This window comes from Pseudomonas guariconensis (assembly GCF_015680235.1).
GTDB classification, from domain to species: Bacteria; Pseudomonadota; Gammaproteobacteria; order Pseudomonadales; family Pseudomonadaceae; genus Aquipseudomonas; species Aquipseudomonas guariconensis_A.
This window is the reverse complement of record NZ_JADLJL010000018.1, coordinates 56,311-72,439: the sequence shown is the minus strand read 5'-3', so window position 1 is coordinate 72,439 and position 16,129 is coordinate 56,311. Positions and strand designations below refer to the sequence as shown.

General features: G+C 64.8%; 13 protein-coding genes. 6 read left to right on the top strand and 7 right to left on the bottom strand.

Annotation, left to right across the window (positions count from 1 at the left end; genetic code table 11):
- Positions 1-12: 12 nt before the first annotated feature.
- A complete protein-coding gene (locus IRZ56_RS14265) occupies positions 13-276 on the top strand; it encodes a DUF4404 family protein (RefSeq protein WP_084858169.1) in 264 nt (87 codons plus the stop codon).
- A gap of 79 nt (positions 277-355) precedes the next feature.
- Here the strand turns inward: IRZ56_RS14265 and queF are convergent, their stop codons facing one another.
- Positions 356-1,186 (bottom strand): NADPH-dependent 7-cyano-7-deazaguanine reductase QueF, encoded by an 831-nt coding sequence (gene queF / locus IRZ56_RS14260; RefSeq protein ID WP_196145509.1) that lies wholly within the window; start codon positions 1,184-1,186, stop codon positions 356-358.
- Between the two features lie 221 nt (positions 1,187-1,407).
- Between queF and IRZ56_RS14255 the strand changes: the two genes are divergently transcribed.
- A complete protein-coding gene (locus IRZ56_RS14255; protein WP_196145508.1) occupies positions 1,408-2,088 on the top strand; it encodes a heavy metal response regulator transcription factor in 681 nt (226 codons plus the stop codon).
- Positions 2,085-3,431, top strand: coding sequence for a heavy metal sensor histidine kinase (locus IRZ56_RS14250; RefSeq protein ID WP_196145530.1), 1,347 nt, complete (start codon positions 2,085-2,087; stop codon positions 3,429-3,431). The genes IRZ56_RS14255 and IRZ56_RS14250 overlap by 4 nt, the downstream gene beginning before the upstream one ends.
- A 180-nt stretch (positions 3,432-3,611) precedes the next feature.
- Here IRZ56_RS14250 and IRZ56_RS14245 read toward each other — a convergent pair whose 3' ends face one another.
- The 3 genes from IRZ56_RS14245 to IRZ56_RS14235 form a co-directional block, all read right to left on the bottom strand.
- Positions 3,612-4,856, bottom strand: coding sequence for a lipoprotein-releasing ABC transporter permease subunit (locus IRZ56_RS14245; protein WP_196145507.1), 1,245 nt, complete (start codon positions 4,854-4,856; stop codon positions 3,612-3,614).
- A 61-nt stretch (positions 4,857-4,917) separates the two neighbouring features.
- Positions 4,918-5,601, bottom strand: a complete 684-nt coding sequence (gene lolD / locus IRZ56_RS14240; protein WP_196145506.1) for a lipoprotein-releasing ABC transporter ATP-binding protein LolD — start codon at positions 5,599-5,601, stop codon at positions 4,918-4,920.
- Positions 5,602-5,608: 7 nt separating this feature from the next.
- Positions 5,609-6,859, bottom strand: coding sequence for a lipoprotein-releasing ABC transporter permease subunit (locus tag IRZ56_RS14235; RefSeq protein WP_196145505.1), 1,251 nt, complete (start codon positions 6,857-6,859; stop codon positions 5,609-5,611).
- A 93-nt stretch (positions 6,860-6,952) separates the two neighbouring features.
- On the opposite strand from IRZ56_RS14235, the gene IRZ56_RS14230 reads away from it, so the two are divergent.
- Together IRZ56_RS14230 and IRZ56_RS14225 are read left to right on the top strand one after the other, a co-directional pair.
- Entirely contained in the window at positions 6,953-7,537 is a 585-nt protein-coding gene (locus tag IRZ56_RS14230) for a PilZ domain-containing protein (RefSeq protein WP_196145504.1), read from the top strand.
- Positions 7,538-7,567: 30 nt separating this feature from the next.
- Complete coding sequence (locus IRZ56_RS14225) at positions 7,568-8,290, top strand: glycerophosphodiester phosphodiesterase (RefSeq protein ID WP_196145503.1); 723 nt, start codon at positions 7,568-7,570, stop codon at positions 8,288-8,290.
- A gap of 42 nt (positions 8,291-8,332) precedes the next feature.
- Here the strand turns inward: IRZ56_RS14225 and sthA are convergent, their stop codons facing one another.
- The 3 genes from sthA to IRZ56_RS14210 all read right to left on the bottom strand — a co-directional run bounded on the left by sthA (position 8,333) and on the right by IRZ56_RS14210 (position 12,508).
- Positions 8,333-9,727 carry a Si-specific NAD(P)(+) transhydrogenase gene (sthA, locus tag IRZ56_RS14220; protein ID WP_196145502.1) on the bottom strand — a complete coding sequence of 465 codons (1,395 nt, stop codon included), beginning with the start codon at positions 9,725-9,727 and terminating at the stop codon, positions 8,333-8,335.
- 203 nt (positions 9,728-9,930) lie between these two features.
- On the bottom strand, positions 9,931-10,902 hold the full coding sequence (locus IRZ56_RS14215) for an FAD:protein FMN transferase (protein ID WP_196145501.1): 972 nt from the start codon (positions 10,900-10,902) through the stop codon (positions 9,931-9,933).
- Positions 10,903-11,044: 142 nt separating this feature from the next.
- Positions 11,045-12,508, bottom strand: coding sequence for a glyceraldehyde-3-phosphate dehydrogenase (locus IRZ56_RS14210; protein ID WP_196145500.1), 1,464 nt, complete (start codon positions 12,506-12,508; stop codon positions 11,045-11,047).
- A gap of 167 nt (positions 12,509-12,675) precedes the next feature.
- Between IRZ56_RS14210 and mfd the strand changes: the two genes are divergently transcribed.
- The gene (mfd, locus tag IRZ56_RS14205; RefSeq protein WP_196145499.1) at positions 12,676-16,125 is read left to right on the top strand and encodes a transcription-repair coupling factor; all 3,450 of its coding nucleotides are present in this window, start codon (positions 12,676-12,678) and stop codon (positions 16,123-16,125) included.
- Positions 16,126-16,129 lie beyond the last annotated feature (4 nt).

Genomic DNA, 16,129 nt, shown 5'->3' with positions numbered 1-16,129 from the left:
GGAGAACACCCAATGCCTGCCCGCGAACTGCAAGAGCAACTCGAGAGCCTGCGCGAGCAACTGGAACGCAACCCGCCGCTCTCGCTGGAAGAGCGCGAGCATCTGCATGCACTGATGCAGCAGATCGAAGCCCAGATCAAACTGGAGGAAGCCACCCAGGACACCAACCTGGTCGATGGTGTCAACTCGGCCGTCGAGCGCTTCGAAGCAGACCACCCAGACCTGACCGCCATTCTGCGCAATATCGCCAACAGCCTGCACAGCATGGGGATCTGATCATCGCCTATCCTGGCCGCTTCGCGCACCTGTAGAGCGGCCTTGTGCCGCGAAAGGGCCGCACTGCGGCCCCCTTGGCCTACTGACGAACCAGCCGCTGGTTGCTCGGGCTGATCGACCCGGTGCTGCGGTAGGGGTTGATGTCCAGGCCGCCGCGGCGCACATAGCGCGCATACACCGTCAAATGTTCCGGCTCGAGCAGGCGCAGCAGGTCCAGGTAGATGCGCTCGACGCATTGCTCATGGAAGTCGGCATGCTGGCGGAAGCTCACCAGGTAGCTCAGCAGGCTGGCATGATCCAGGGCCAGGCCCTTGTATTGCACCACCACGCTTCCCCAGTCCGGCTGACCGGTCACCGGGCAGTTGGACTTGAGCAGGTGGCTGTGCACGGTTTCCTCGACCACACGCTGCGCGTCGCAGTGCAGCAGCTCCGGCTGGGGTTGCTCGTAGTTGCTGATGTTCACGTCCAGGGCATCGATGCATTGGCCAGGCAGCGCCACCACGCCCTGAGCCTCGACCTCGCCCAGGCTGCGAACCCGAACGCCCACCGGCTTGCCGGCAGCTGCGGACAGGTCCTTTTCCAGGCAAGCCTGCAGCTCGCCGACCGAAGCAAAGACCGTCTGGTTCAGCGAATTGAGGTACAGCTTGAACGACTTGGACTCGATGATGTTCGGCGAGTCGGCCGGAATGGCGAATTCACCAATGGCCACCACCGGCTTGCCCGAAGGCAGCAGCCAGGACAGTTCGAAGCAGTTCCAGTAGTCCACGCCCTGCCAGGGCAAGGTCTGGGCCGTGACGCCCAGCTCGGCCCACTTGGCCGTGCGCGGAATGGGGAACAGCAGCGAAGGTGTATAGGTGGCGATGTACTCGCTGGACTTGCCCAGCGGGGAGTGTTCGGCGGCGGGATGCATGGACCTGACCTGGATACGGAAGTTTCGAATGGGCCTAGTCTACCGTTTTTAACGCCTGCCTTGGCACTGGCGTCGCCCGCCGCCCCCCACCAGGCGACCAAGCGCGGCTGGCTGTTGGCTGACAGCTGCATTACAACGCTGTCAGCTTCGCCCGGCAGACCTGGGGTCACGTATCATCTGCCCGGCAACGACCGCTCTCACCTTCCAGCACAAGGGACACCATGAAACTGCTGATCGTCGAAGACCAGGCCAAGACCGGCCAGTACCTGTGCCAGGGCCTGAGCGAAGCGGGCTTCGCCACGGAGCTGGCCAGCGACGGGGACACCGGCCAGCACCTGGCCCTGAGCGGCGACCATGACCTGCTGATCCTCGACGTGATGCTGCCGGGGCGCAACGGCTGGCAGATCCTCCAGGCGGTCCGCCAGGCCGGCCTGGATACGCCAGTGCTGTTCCTCACCGCACGCGATGCCGTCGAAGATCGCGTGCATGGCCTGGAGCTGGGCGCCGACGACTACCTGGTCAAGCCCTTCGCCTTCTCCGAGCTGCTGGCACGGGTCCGCACGCTGCTGCGCCGCGGCACCAGCCCCAACCAGGACACCACGCTGGGCCTGGCCGACCTGCGCCTGGACCTGATTCGCCGCCGCGCCGACCGCAGTGGGCAGCGCATCGACCTGACCGCCAAGGAATTCGCCCTGCTCGAGCTGCTGCTGCGCCGCCAGGGCGAAGTGCTGCCCAAGTCGCTGATCGCCTCGCAGGTATGGGACATGAATTTCGACAGCGACACCAACGTCATCGAAGTGGCGATCCGCCGCCTGCGCCTGAAGATCGACGACGGCCATGCCAACAAGCTGATCCACACCGTGCGCGGCATGGGTTACGTGCTCGAGGAGCGCCAGGACTGATGCGTCGCCTGTCCCTTGGCGGGCGCCTGGCCCTGCTATTCGCCGCCTGTACCGCAGCCGTTTCGCTGACCGCTGGGCTGCTGTTCAGCCGGGCCAGCGAACGGCACTTCGTCGAGCTGGACCAGCAATTGCTCGGCAGCCGGCTGTCCCTGATGCGTGCCCTGCTCGACGGCGTGGCCAGCCCCGACGCGCTGGCGCAACGGCTGCCGGCACTGCGCAACGAGTTGAGCCACCAGGCCGACCTGGCCCTGCGCATTCGCGGCGCCGACGGCGTGGTGTGGTACGACAGCCGTACTGACCTGCCCGAGGTGCCCCGCCATTCGGGCCTGGCGACCTTGCATGCCAACGGCATCGACTACCGCAGCCTTTCGACCCACTTGGATGAGCGAAACCCGAGCGCCGGGCAACTGACCCTGTTCCTCGATATCACCCATCACCAGCATTTCTTGCAGGGCATGCAGCGCCTGATCTGGCTGACGGTCGGCCTATCGGCCCTGGCCACCGCTCTGCTCGGCGCCTGGGCTGCGCGTCGCGGGCTGCGTCCTTTGCGGCAGATGGGCGAAGTGGCCGCCAGCGTCAATGCCCGCTCCCTGACCACCCGCCTGCCGGTGGCGCAGATGCCCGACGAGCTGGCGGAGCTCGCCGACACGGTCAATGCCATGCTGCAGCGGCTGGACGATGCCTTCCAGCGCCTCTCGGCGTTTTCCGCCGACATCGCCCATGAACTGCGCACGCCGCTGTCCAACCTGCTGACCCATACCCAGGTCACCCTCACCCGCCCACGCAGCCTGGAGGAGTATCGCGAAGCGCTGCACGGCAACCTTGAAGAGCTGCAATGGATGGCGCAGCTGGTCAACGACATGCTGTACCTGGCCAAGGCCGACCATGGCCTACTGATGCCCAACCGCGAGACGCTGGACCTGGCCCAGGAGCTGGATGCCTTGCTGGAGTACTACGCACCCTTGGCCGAAGATGCCGAGGTGCACGTGCTGCGCGAGGGCCAGGCGATACTCGAAGGCGACCGCCACATGCTGCGCCGGGCGTTGTCCAACCTGCTCGACAATGCGCTGCGCTTCACGCCACAAGGCGGGGAAATTCACGTGGCGCTGGTGGCTGGCACGCGGATCACCGTCGCCAATACCGGCCCTGCGATCGCGCCGGCCATGCTGCCGCGGCTGTTCGACCGCTTCTACCGCGCCGACCCTGCGCGCCGGGAAGGCAGCAGCGAGCATGCGGGGCTGGGCCTGGCGATCACCCGTTCGATCATCCAAGCCCATGGCGGCACCATTCGCGCCGAGTGTGCAGACGGCTGGACGCGGTTCGTCATCGAACTACCCGAATAAGGGCCGCTGCGCCAAATCGCCGGCAAGCCGGCTCCCACAGGGGCCCTGCTCACTCAATGAATGATGTGCAGTTCCATGAGGGCCATCCCAGCCCTTGAGGCCACGCTGTCGCGCAAAGAACTAATGGCAGGCGCTACCCCCTTGTGTGCCGGCGATGGGCCGCGCAGCGGCCCCGGACCATCACTCGTAACGCAACGCCATCGCCGGCTCCACCTGGGACGCCCGATACGCCGGGTAGATCGTCGCCAGGAAGCTCATCACCAGCCCCGCCGTGCAGATGATTGCCACATCGCCCCACTGCAACTCGGACGGCAAGCTGCTGATGAAATATACATCGGAGGTGAAGATATGCTGCCCGCTGATACGTTCCAGCCAGCCGACGATCTGGCTGACATTGAACGCGGCGACCACACCCAGCACACCGCCGACCAAGGTACCGACGATACCGATCAAGGAGCCCTGGACCATGAAGGTACCCATGATCTGCGCCGGCGTAGCGCCGATGGTGCGCAGGATAGCGATGTCCGAGCCCTTGTCGTTCACCACCATCACCAGGGTGGCGATGATGTTGAAGGCCGCCACGGCGATGATCATCATCAGCAACAGGCCGATCATGGTCTTTTCCATCTTCATCGCGCTGAACAGGCTGCCCTGGGTGTGCGACCAGTCATCGGCGCGGTAGCCCTCGCCCAGGCCCGCAGCGATGACCTTGGACACCTGCGGGGCGGCGTACAGGTCGTGCAGTTTCAGGCGCACGCCCTGCACGCTGCCCGGCGCCCAGCGCTGCATCTGGCCGGCATCGGCCACATGGATATAGGCTTGCGAGCCATCCAGCTCGGCCCCGACCTTGAAAATGCCGACCACGGTCAGGCGCTGCATACGCGGCGTAATACCCCCCGGCGCCTTGCTGATCTCCGGGACGATCAGGGTCAGCTTGTCGCCGGTGTTGAGGCGAAAGCGCCGAGCGGTCAGCTCGCCGATGACCACGCCATACTCGCCGGGCACCAGGTCCTGCAGCCGCCCCTGGACGATATGCTGACCGACGATCGAAACCTTGCCCTCCTCGGCCGGGTCGATACCGCTGACCTGGATCGGCTGCATGGCGCCTTTATAGGAAAGCATGCCTTCCATTTCGGTCAGCGGCGCGGCGGCCATCACGGCCGGGTTCTTCAGCGCGGCATCGGCGACCTTGCGCCAGTCGCCCAGCGGCTGCACGCCCAGGACGCTGGCGTGGGGCACCAGGCCGAGGATGCGCGAACTCATTTCGCGCTGGAAACCGTTCATCACCGAGAGCACCACGATCATCGCCAGCACGCCCAGGGACAGGCCGATCATCGAGGTCATGGAGATGAACGAGATGAAATGGTTGCGGCGCTTGGCACGGGTGTAGCGGGCACCGATGAACAAGGGCAAGGGTCTGAACATGTACGAGAACACCCAATGAAAAAGAGTTACGCAGCGGCTCCTGCCGCCGCGTGCGAGCGGCTCAGATCGGCACCAGGTGGCCGTCTTCCAGGCGCAGGACCCGGTCCATCTGGCGCGCCAGGTTGAGGTCGTGGGTCACCACCAGGAACGCTGTCTGGGACGAGCTGGACAACTCCTGCATCAGTTCCTGGATGCCCTGGGCGGTGTGGTGGTCAAGGTTGCCGGTGGGCTCGTCGAGCATCACCAGGCCCGGGCGATTGACCAAGGCACGGGCGATCGCCACGCGCTGGCGCTCACCGCCGGAAAGCTCGGCCGGCTTGTGGTTCAGGCGATGGCCCAGGCCCACCCGCGTGAGCAACGCCTCGGCACGTTCGCGGGCCTCGGGGATGGGCGTGCGACCGATCAGCAGCGGCATGCAGGCGTTCTCCAGGGCGGTGAACTCCGGCAGCAGGTGGTGGAACTGGTACACGAAGCCCAAGGCCCGGTTGCGCAGCAGGCCACGGGCACGCTCGCCGAGGGCCGACAGCTCCTCGCCGGCCAGCCAGACACTGCCCTGGGTCGGGGTGTCGAGGCCGCCCAACAGGTTGAGCAAGGTGCTCTTGCCAGAGCCGGAGCTGCCGACGATGGCCACCCGCTCACCGGCGTGCAGCTCCAGGTTCAAGCCCGACAGCACCTGCACCGACTCCGGGCCTTCCTCGTAGGACTTGCCCAGGTTGCGGCAACTCAGTACGGCTTTATCACTCATGCGCGACTCACTCATAACGTAGCGCCTCTGCAGGCTGGGTGCGGGCCGCACGCCAGGCCGGGTACAGGGTGGCGAAGAAACTCAGGACCAGCGCCGCACCACAGACCATGTACACGTCCTGGGCCTGGATCTGCGACGGCAGGTAATCGATGAAATACACATCGGCATTCAGGAACTTGTGCCCGATCAGCTTCTCGATGCCGGCGATCACCGCACTGACATTGAGCGCCGCGAAGATCCCGACCAGGGCGCCGATCAGGGTGCCGACCACGCCAATCACCGTACCCTGGACCATGAAGATGGCCATGATCTGCGCCGGTGTGGCGCCCAGGGTACGCAGGATGGCGATGTCGCCCCGCTTGTCGTTGACCACCATCACCAGGGTGGAAATGATGTTGAACGCCGCCACCGCCACGATCAGCAACAACAGCAAGCCGATCATGGCCTTCTCCATGCGGATCGCCTGGTACAGGTTGCCATGGGTGCGGGTCCAGTCGCGGGCATAGAACTCCTGCTCGCCCAGGTTCTGGGCGATGTTCCAGGCCACGCGCGGGGCTTGGAACAGATCGTCGAACTTCAGGCGCAGGCCCTGGACCTGGTCGGCCTTCCAGCGGTGCAGGCGCGACAGGTCGTTGATGTTGGTCAGGCCCAGGTAGCCGTCGATCTCACCCGCGCCGACATGGAAGGTACCGACCACGGTGAAACGCTTCATGCGCGGGAACATGCCAGCCGGGGTCACGCTGACCTCCGGTGCGACAAAGGTCAGCTTGTCGCCGATGCCCACGCCCAGCTTGGCCGCGGCCTTGTCGCCGATCATGATTCCCCACTCGCCCGGCGCCAACTTGTCGAGGCTGCCGTCGCGGACGAAGTTGTCGATGATCGACACCTCGCGCTCGCGGGCAGGGTCGATGCCATTGAGCAGCACCTTTTGCACCTTGCCGTCATGGGTCAACAACCCCTGCATCTGGGTGAAAGGCGCCACCGCAAGCACTTGCGGATTCTGCTTTACTTGTTGAGCGAGGGCCGGCCAGTCGTCCAGCGGCTGGCCGCTTTCCAGGGTGGCGTGAGGGATCATGCCCAGCACGCGGGTACGCATCTCGTGGTCGAAACCGTTCATGACCGACAACACCACGATCATCACCACCACGCCCAGGGCGAGGCCGATCATCGAAGTCAGCGAAATGAACGAGACGAAGTGATTGCGACGCTTGGCACGGGTATAACGCGTACCGATGAATACGAAAAGAGGTCTGAACATGTCGGGGCTTGTTCGGATGAAAGGGAACGTCCTTGTGGCAGGGCGCCTACAGCGGCTTTACACTCGGACCACCGCCGTAACCATGGGTTCGCCATGACGACACTAGACGAAGAAGATCGCCGCGAATACTACCGCATCGAAGACAGTATCGCACTTGAAATCAGCCCCCTGGGCGCGGCCGAAGCCCTGGAAACAGACCTGTTGCAAGATGCTTCACCGCTGTTCAACCTGCTCAGCGAGCTGCACCTTGCCGACTTCGAATCCCAGCACCTGATGCGCCAGCTGAGCGAAAAGGACCGCACCCTGGCGGCATTCCTGCGGGTGCAGAACAAACGCCTCGACCTGCTCAGCGCGGTGATGGCCCAGGCCCTGCTGGGCGAAATCGGGCAGCCGCAGCCGGTCATTCTTTCCGAAGGCGGCATCGAGTTCGCCCAGGCAACCCCGATCGCCACCGATACCCGGGTGGCCGTGAAGATGGTGCTGATGCCTCGCGCCCTGGGCCTGCTGCTGCGCGCTCGGGTGACCCATTGCGACCCGCGCCCGGACGGCCTTTACGAAGTCGGCACCGAATTCATCGACATGACCGACGCCCAGCGCCAGTTGCTGGCCCGCTACATCCTGCAGCGCCAGCAACAACAACGGCGCCAGGCGCTGGAACAGAACGACCCCGCCTCCTGAGCCTATTCACTCTGATTTGAAGGAACGAACGTGACCCTGATCTATGGCCATCGCGGCGCCAAGGGCGAAGCGCCCGAAAACACCTTGACCAGCTTCCGCCAGTGCCTGTCCCACGGCGTCAATCGCTGCGAGCTGGACCTGCACCTGTCAGCCGACAATGAGCTGATGGTGATCCACGACCCCAGCCTCAAGCGCACCACCGGCCGACGTGGCAAGGTGGTCGAGCACACCGCCGCCGAGCTGGTCACCTATGACGCGCGCAAGGGCGGCCCGGGCTGGGTGCAGCCCTGCCCCGTTCCGCGGCTGGAGGAACTGTTCGAAAAATGCGCCTTCGAGCACTGGCAACTGGAGGTCAAGAGTGCCTCGCGCACCCGCGCCGCCAGTACCGTATTGGCCATCCGCGAGTTGGCCCAGCAATACGGCCTGCTCGACAAGGTGACCATCACCTCGAGCTCCCGCGAAGTGCTCGGCGCCGCACTGGAGCTGGTGCCGGACGTGTCCCGCGGGCTGGTAGCCGAATACGCCTGGCTCGACCCGCTAAAGGTCGCCCAGAACTACAGCTGCGAGATGTTGGCCTTGAACTGGACACTGTGCACCCCCGAGCGCCTGCTCAAGGCCCAGCGCCAGGGGTTGCACGTATCGGTGTGGACGGTCAACGAACCGGCGCTGATGCGCCGGCTCGCCGACTTTGGCGTAGACAGCCTGATTACAGACTTTCCCGGTTTGGCCATGACCACCCTTGGGAAGGGCTGAATCCGGACTCCCCGGCCGGCTCAGGCCACCGGCCGGAGCCGCTCAAAAAAGCCGGTTCAGGCCGTCGTAGGCCGCTACCCGATAGGCTTCGGCCATGGTCGGGTAGTTGAAGGTGGTGTTGACGAAGTACTTCAGGTTGTTCTGCTCACCCGGCTGGTTCATGATCGCCTGGCCGATATGGACGATCTCCGAAGCCTGGTAGCCGAAGCAGTGCACGCCGAGGATCTCCAGGGTCTCGCGGTGGAACAGGATCTTCAGCATGCCCTGGGGCTCGCCGGCGATCTGCGCGCGGGCCATGCTCTTGAAGAAGGCCTTGCCCACTTCGTACGGCACCTTGGCCTGGGTCAGCTCCTGCTCGTTCTTGCCGATCGAGCTGATCTCCGGAATGGTGTAGATACCGGTCGGCACGTCATCGACGAAGCGCCAGCTGCCATTGTCGACGATGCTGCCGGCGGCCGAACGGCCCTGGTCGTGGGCGGCGCTGGCCAGGCTCGGCCAGCCGATCACATCACCGGCGCCATAGATGTTCGGTACGCTGGTGCGGTAGGCCTGGTCGACTTCGATCTGGCCACGGCTGTTGACCTTGATGCCGATGTTCTCCAGGCCCAGCTTGTCGGTGTTGCCGGTACGGCCGTTGCACCACAGCAAGGCGTCGGCCTTGATCTTCTTGCCCGACTTCAGGTGCAGGATCACCCCGTTGTCCAGGCCTTCGACCCGGTCGTACTCCTCGTTGTGGCGTACGGTGATGTTGTTGTTGCTGAAGTGGTAGCTCAACGCCTGGGAGATTTCCGAATCCAGGAAGCTCAGCAGCTGGCCACGGTTGTCCACCAGTTCGACCAGCACACCCAGGCCACTGAAGATCGATGCGTATTCGCAGCCGATCACTCCCGCACCGTAGACGATCAGCTTGCGCGGGGTGTGGCTCAGGCTGAGGATGGTGTCGCTGTCATAGACGCGCGGGTGGTGGAAATCGATGTCGGCCGGGCGGTACGGGCGCGAACCGGTGGCGATGATGATGTGCTTGGCCACCAGGGTCTCGACCACGCCATTGGAGCAGACCACTTCGACGGTCTGCTCGTCGGCGAAGCTGCCGGTGCCGACGAATACATCGACGCGGTTGCGCGCATAGTAGCCGGTACGCGAGGCCACCTGCTTGGCGATCACCTTCTCGGCGCTCTTGAGCACATCGGGGAAGGAGAACCAACGCGGCTCGCCGATGGCACGGAACATCGGGTTGGTGTTGAACTGCATGATCTGCCGCACCGAGTGACGCAGTGCCTTGGACGGGATGGTGCCCAAGTGGGTGCAGTTGCCGCCGACCTGGCGACGGCTGTCGACCATCGCCACCTTGCGCCCCGCTTTGGCGGCGTTCATTGCCGCGCCTTCACCGGCCGGGCCGGAACCCAGCACCACTACGTCGTAGTTGTAGACAGCCATGCGTACTCCTTCAGAACTGGCCCGGGGTTACGGTTACCCGCGGGACTCGATCATGCCGCCGGGGCGTCATGAGAAAATTCGGGTGCAGTCTAATCAAGCGTGAACGCCGCGCACATTAACCCTTGGTCGCGTCGTAGGCCAATTTTGACCGCACTACATGTCATTCACCGGCTCCCTGGCGACGATCATCCGTGCTTGCGCTTTCACCTGCCTTTCAACGCCTGCTCGAACGCAGGCGTAGCACGGGAGACGAAGCCACCCTCGGCCCGGGTCACCAATACCGCGGCGATGCCGTGGGCCATGGCGAAATCCCAGCCCTGCTCCGCGCCGAGGATCAACAGCAGCGTCGAGTAGCCATCGGCCTGCAGCGCCGAGGCGTCGAGCACGGTGACTGCCGCCAGGTCGTGCTCGACCGGGCGCCCCAGGCGGGCATCGAAGGTGTGCGAATAACGCCGGCCATTGTCCTCGAAATAGTGGCGATAGTCACCCGAGGTCGACACGGACAGGCCATCCACGGCGATCACCTGGCGAGCGACCTGGCGGTCTTCGCGGGGCAATTCCAGGGCGACCCGCCACGGGCTGCCATCGGGCTTGTTGCCCACGGCCTTGAGCTCGCCGGTGACCTCGACGAGAAAATGCCTGACGCCCATCGCTTGCAGGCGTTCGGCGATCAGGTCCACGGCGTGGCCCGCGGCGATGCTGTTGAAGTCCAGTTCCACCGGGGCGTCCTTGCACAGGGCACCGCCCTCGATGCGCAGGTGCCGGTAGCCCACGCGCTGGCGCGCCTGGGCCAGCTGCAACGGGTCGGGCACCTGTGCCCGCCGGGCCTGGGGGCCGAAGCCCCAGAGGTCGAGCAGCGGCTCGACGGTAAGGTCGAAGGCCCCCTGGCTCTGCTCGGCCAGGTGCTGGCCGAAGCCCACCAGTGCCAGCATGTCCGCCGGCAACGCCAGGCAGTGATTGGCCGGCAGCTGGTTGAACTGGTTGACGGTGGAGTCGCCGCGGTAGGTCGAGTAATGCTCGTCGATGTCGCCGAGGATCGCATCGACGGTTTCCAGCACTTCCATTCGCGACGGGCCGCCGGGGTCGCGAACATACTGGATGCTGTAGCTGCTGCCCATGGTCGGGCCGCCCAGGCGCTCCAGCGTCGGGGCTGGGTCGCAGGCACCAAGGGACATCAGGATGAACAGTAATAGAAGTACGCGCAAACTCGATCTCTCGATTGTCCAGCCGCCTACAGGTACCGTGCAGATCGGCGCTTCGTGGCCAAAAAAAACGGGAACCCGAAGGTTCCCGTTTCTTCAACGCATTACAAGCGGATCAGCGTGGAAACGCTGGCGGGTTCACACCGGCCATGTCTTCCATCACGCGCACCACCTGGCAGCTGTAACCGAACTCGTTGTCGTACCAGACGTACAGGACAACGCGGTTGTCGTTGCAGATGGTCGCCTCGGCGTCGACCACACCGGCGTGGCGCGAGCCGACGAAGTCGGTCGATACCACTTCCTGGGAGCTGACGTAGTCGATCTGCTTGTGCAGTTCCGAGTGCATCGCGGTCTGGCGCAGGTACTCGTTGATTTCGTCGCGAGTCGTGGCCTTTTCCAGGTTCAGGTTCAGGATGGCCATCGAGACGTTCGGCGTCGGCACGCGGATGGCGTTGCCGGTCAGCTTGCCCTTGAGCACCGGCAGCGCCTTGGCCGCAGCGGTGGCGGCACCGGTCTCGGTGATGACCATGTTCAGCGGCGCGGCGCGGCCACGGCGGCTGCCCTTGTGGAAGTTGTCGATCAGGTTCTGGTCGTTGGTGAACGAGTGAACGGTCTCGACGTGGCCGTTGACGATGCCGTACTGGTCATTCACGGCCTTGAGCACCGGCACGATGGCGTTGGTGGTGCAGGAGGCGGCGGAGACGATCTTGTCGTCGGCGGTGATGTCACCGTGGTTGATGCCGTGCACGATGTTCTTCAGCGCACCCTTGCCAGGTGCGGTGAGGATCACGCGGGAAGCGCCAGGGCAGGCCAGGTGCTGGCCCAGGCCATCGGCGTCACGCCATACACCGGTGTTGTCGACGATCAGGGCATCGTGGATGCCATACTGGGTGTAGTCGACTTCGCTCGGGTTCTTGGCGTAGATGACCTGGATCAGGTTGCCGTTAGCGGTGATGGTGTTGTTCTGCTCGTCGATGACGATGGTGCCGTCGAACGGGCCGTGTACCGAGTCACGACGCAGCAGGCTGGCGCGCTTGGTCAGGTCGTTCTCGGCGCCCTTGCGCACGACGATGGCGCGCAGGCGCAGGCCGTCGCCACCACCGGTCTTCTCGATCAGGATACGCGCCAGCAGGCGGCCGATGCGGCCGAAGCCGTACAGGACGACGTCGGTGCCCTTGCGTGGGGAAACGTTCTGCTGGCCGACGACATCGGCCAGCTCTTCGCGCACGAACTGCTCGACAGTGCGGCCGTTGCCTTGCTGCTTGAACTTGTTGGCCAGCTTGCCCAGGTCGACCGAGGCGGCACCCAGCTTCAGCTCGCTCATGGCCTTGAGCAGGGGGAATGTCTCGTGGACGGACAGTTCGGTTTCGTCGGCTTGACGGTGACGGGCAAAGCGGTGGGCTTTGAGGATCGAGATAACCGAACGATTGATCAGGCTGCGGCCATAGATCGAGCTCACCACGTTGTTATTGCGGTAGAGCTGACCGATAAGCGGGATCATCGCTTCAGCCAGGGCTTCACGATCGATCCACTCACCAAGACACTGGTCGGGCTTCTGAGTCACGGGAACCTTCCACATGTAGGGGGAGAAAAAAGGGGCTACATTATGACGCCCCTCGACGTATCGGGCAATGAGCGCCTGTCGCCACCGCCAGAGCCCGTCGCCACGCCCTTCCGAGCCTGACAGCGCGCACCGGCACCGGTACAATTGTCGTCTTTGCCGCAACGCTTGGAGTCCAATCTCCCGTGTCAGTTCTGCGCCTACCGCAATTATCGGCCACGGCCGGCAAACAAACCTGGGGCAACCTGCCCGGGGCCGCCCTGAGCCTTGCCATCGCCGAAGCCGCCAGCAGCGCTGGCCGCTTCACCCTGCTGTTGACCGCCGACAGCCAGGCTGCCGACCGTCTGGAACAGGAGCTGCGCTTCTTCGCGCCCGACCTGCCGGTGCTGCCGTTCCCCGACTGGGAGACCCTGCCCTACGACCTGTTCTCGCCGCACCAGGACATCATTTCCCAGCGCATCGCCAGCCTCTACCGGCTGCCGGAACTGGACCACGGCATCCTCGTGGTGCCGATCACCACCGCCCTGCACCGCCTGGCCCCGACCCGCTTCCTGCTGGGCAGCAGCCTGGTGCTGGATGTCGGCCAGACGATCGACGTGGAACAGATGCGCACGCGTCTGGAGGCCAGCGGCTACCGCTGTGTCGACACGGTCTACGAGCATGGCGAGTTCGCCGTGCGCGGCGCGTTGATCGACCTGTTCCCCATGGGCAGCAAGCTGCCCTACCGGATCGACCTGTTCGACGACGAGATCGAGACCCTGCGCACCTTCGACCCCGAGACCCAGCGCTCGATCGACAAGGTCGACTCAGTGCGCCTGCTGCCGGCGCGCGAATTCCCGATGCAGAAGGAAGAAGTGACCCGCTTCAAGGCGCGCTTTCGCGAGCGCTTCGATGTGGATTTCCGCCGCAGCGCGATCTTCCAGGACCTGGCCAGCGGCATCATCCCCGCCGGTATCGAGTACTATCTGCCGCTGTTCTTCGAAGAAACGTCGACCCTGTTCGACTATTTGCCGGCCGACACCCAGGTGTTCTCGCTGCCCGGCGTGGAGCAGGCCGCCGAGCATTTCTGGAACGACGTGCGCGGGCGTTATGAAGACCGCCGCGGCGACCTCAGCCGCCCGCTGCTGCCGCCGGCCGAGCTGTTCCTGCCGGTGGAGGACTGCTTCGCCCGACTCAAGCAGTGGCCACGGGTGGTGGTCAGCAGCGAAGACCTCGACCCAGGTGCGGGCCGCGCGCGCTTCCCGGCGCGCGCCCTGCCCAATCTGGCCATCGAGGCCAAGGCCAACCAGCCGCTGGCCGAACTCGCCAATTTCCTCGCTCAGTTCCCTGGCCGCGTGCTGTTCACCGCCGAATCGGCCGGCCGCCGTGAGGTGCTGCTGGAGCTGCTCGAGCGGCTGAAACTGCGCCCGCAAACCGTCGAAGGCTGGCACGACTTCATTACCGGTGCCGAACGCCTGGCAATCACCATCGCCCCGCTCGACGAGGGCCTGCTGCTGGACGACCCAGGCCTGGCCCTGATCGCCGAAAGCCCGCTGTTCGGCCAGCGGGTGATGCAGCGCCGGCGCCGCGACAAGCGCGGCGAAACCGCCAACGACGCGGTGATCAAGAACCTGACCGAGCTGCGCGAAGGTGCGCCGGTGGTGCACATCGACCATGGCGTAGGCCGTTACCTGGGCCTGGCCACCCTGGAAATCGACGGCCAGGCCGCCGAATTCCTCACCCTGGAATACGCCGAGAACGCCAAGCTGTATGTGCCGGTGGCCAACTTGCACCTGATCGCCCGCTACACCGGCAGCGACGATGCCCTGGCCCCGCTGCACCGACTGGGCTCGGAGACTTGGCAAAAGGCCAAGCGCAAGGCTGCCGAACAGGTACGCGACGTGGCTGCCGAGCTGCTCGACATCTATGCCCGCCGCGCGGCGCGCAAGGGTTATGCATTTGTCGACCCCGCGGCCGACTACGCCACGTTCAGCGCCGGCTTCCCGTTCGAGGAAACCCCCGACCAACAAGCGGCCATCGAAGCTGTGCGTGCCGATATGCTGGCGCCCAAGCCGATGGACCGCCTGGTCTGCGGCGACGTTGGCTTCGGCAAGACCGAAGTGGCCATGCGCGCAGCCTTCATCGCCGTGCACAGCGGCCGCCAGGTGGCCGTCTTGGTGCCTACCACGCTGCTCGCCCAACAGCACTACAACAGCTTCCGCGACCGCTTTGCCGACTGGCCGGTGACCGTGGAAGTGATGAGCCGCTTCAAGTCGGCCAAGGAAGTGGCCGCCGCTGCCGCCGACCTTGCCGAAGGCAAGATCGATATCCTCATCGGCACCCATAAGCTGCTGCAGGACGATGTGCGCTTCAAAGACCTGGGCCTGGCCATCATCGACGAAGAGCACCGCTTTGGCGTGCGCCAGAAGGAGCAGCTCAAGGCCCTGCGCAGCGAAGTCGACATCCTCACCCTGACCGCCACGCCCATTCCGCGCACGCTGAACATGGCGGTGGCGGGCATGCGCGACCTGTCGATCATCGCCACGCCGCCGGCGCGTCGCCTGTCGGTGCGCACCTTCGTCATGGAGCAGAACAAGAGCACGGTCAAGGAAGCGCTGTTGCGTGAGTTGCTGCGCGGCGGCCAGGTCTATTACCTGCACAACGATGTGAAAACCATCGAAAAATGCGCCGCCGACCTCGCCGAGTTGGTGCCCGAGGCACGCATCGGCATCGGCCATGGGCAGATGCGCGAGCGCGAGCTGGAACAAGTGATGAGCGATTTCTACCACAAGCGCTTCAACGTGCTGGTGGCCTCGACCATCATCGAAACCGGTATCGACGTGCCCAGCGCCAACACCATCGTCATCGAGCGCGCCGACAAGTTCGGTCTGGCTCAGCTGCACCAGCTGCGCGGGCGGGTGGGCCGCAGCCACCACCAGGCCTACGCCTACCTGCTCACGCCAGCCCGGCAGAAGGTCAGCGCCGATGCCGAGAAGCGCCTGGAGGCCATCGCCAACACCCAGGACCTGGGCGCAGGCTTCGTACTGGCCACCAACGACCTGGAGATCCGTGGCGCCGGCGAGCTGCTCGGCGAAGGCCAGAGCGGGCAGATCCAGGCCGTGGGTTTCACCCTGTACATGGAAATGCTCGAGCGCGCGGTCAAGGCGATCCGCAAGGGCACCCAGCCGAACCTCGAGCAACCGCTGGGCGGCGGCCCGGAGATCAACCTGCGCCTGCCGGCCTTGATTCCGGAAGACTACCTGCCGGACGTGCATGCCCGCCTGATCCTCTACAAGCGCATTGCCTCGGCCGCCGACGAAGAAGGCCTCAAGGACCTGCAGGTCGAGATGATCGACCGTTTCGGCCTACTGCCGGAGCCGACCAAGAACCTGATGCGCCTGACGTCGCTCAAGCTGCACGCGGAAAAGCTCGGTATCAAGAAAGTCGATGCCGGCCCCAACGGCGGCAAGCTCGAGTTCGAAGCCCAGACACCGGTCGACCCGCTGACCCTGATCAAGCTGATCCAGGGCCAGCCCAAGCGCTACAAGTTCGAGGGCGCCACGCAATTCCGCTTCCTCGTGCCGATGGAGCGCCCAGACGAACGTTTCAACACCCTGGAGGCGCTGTTCGAGCGCCTGACCCCACAGCCTGCCTAAGGAA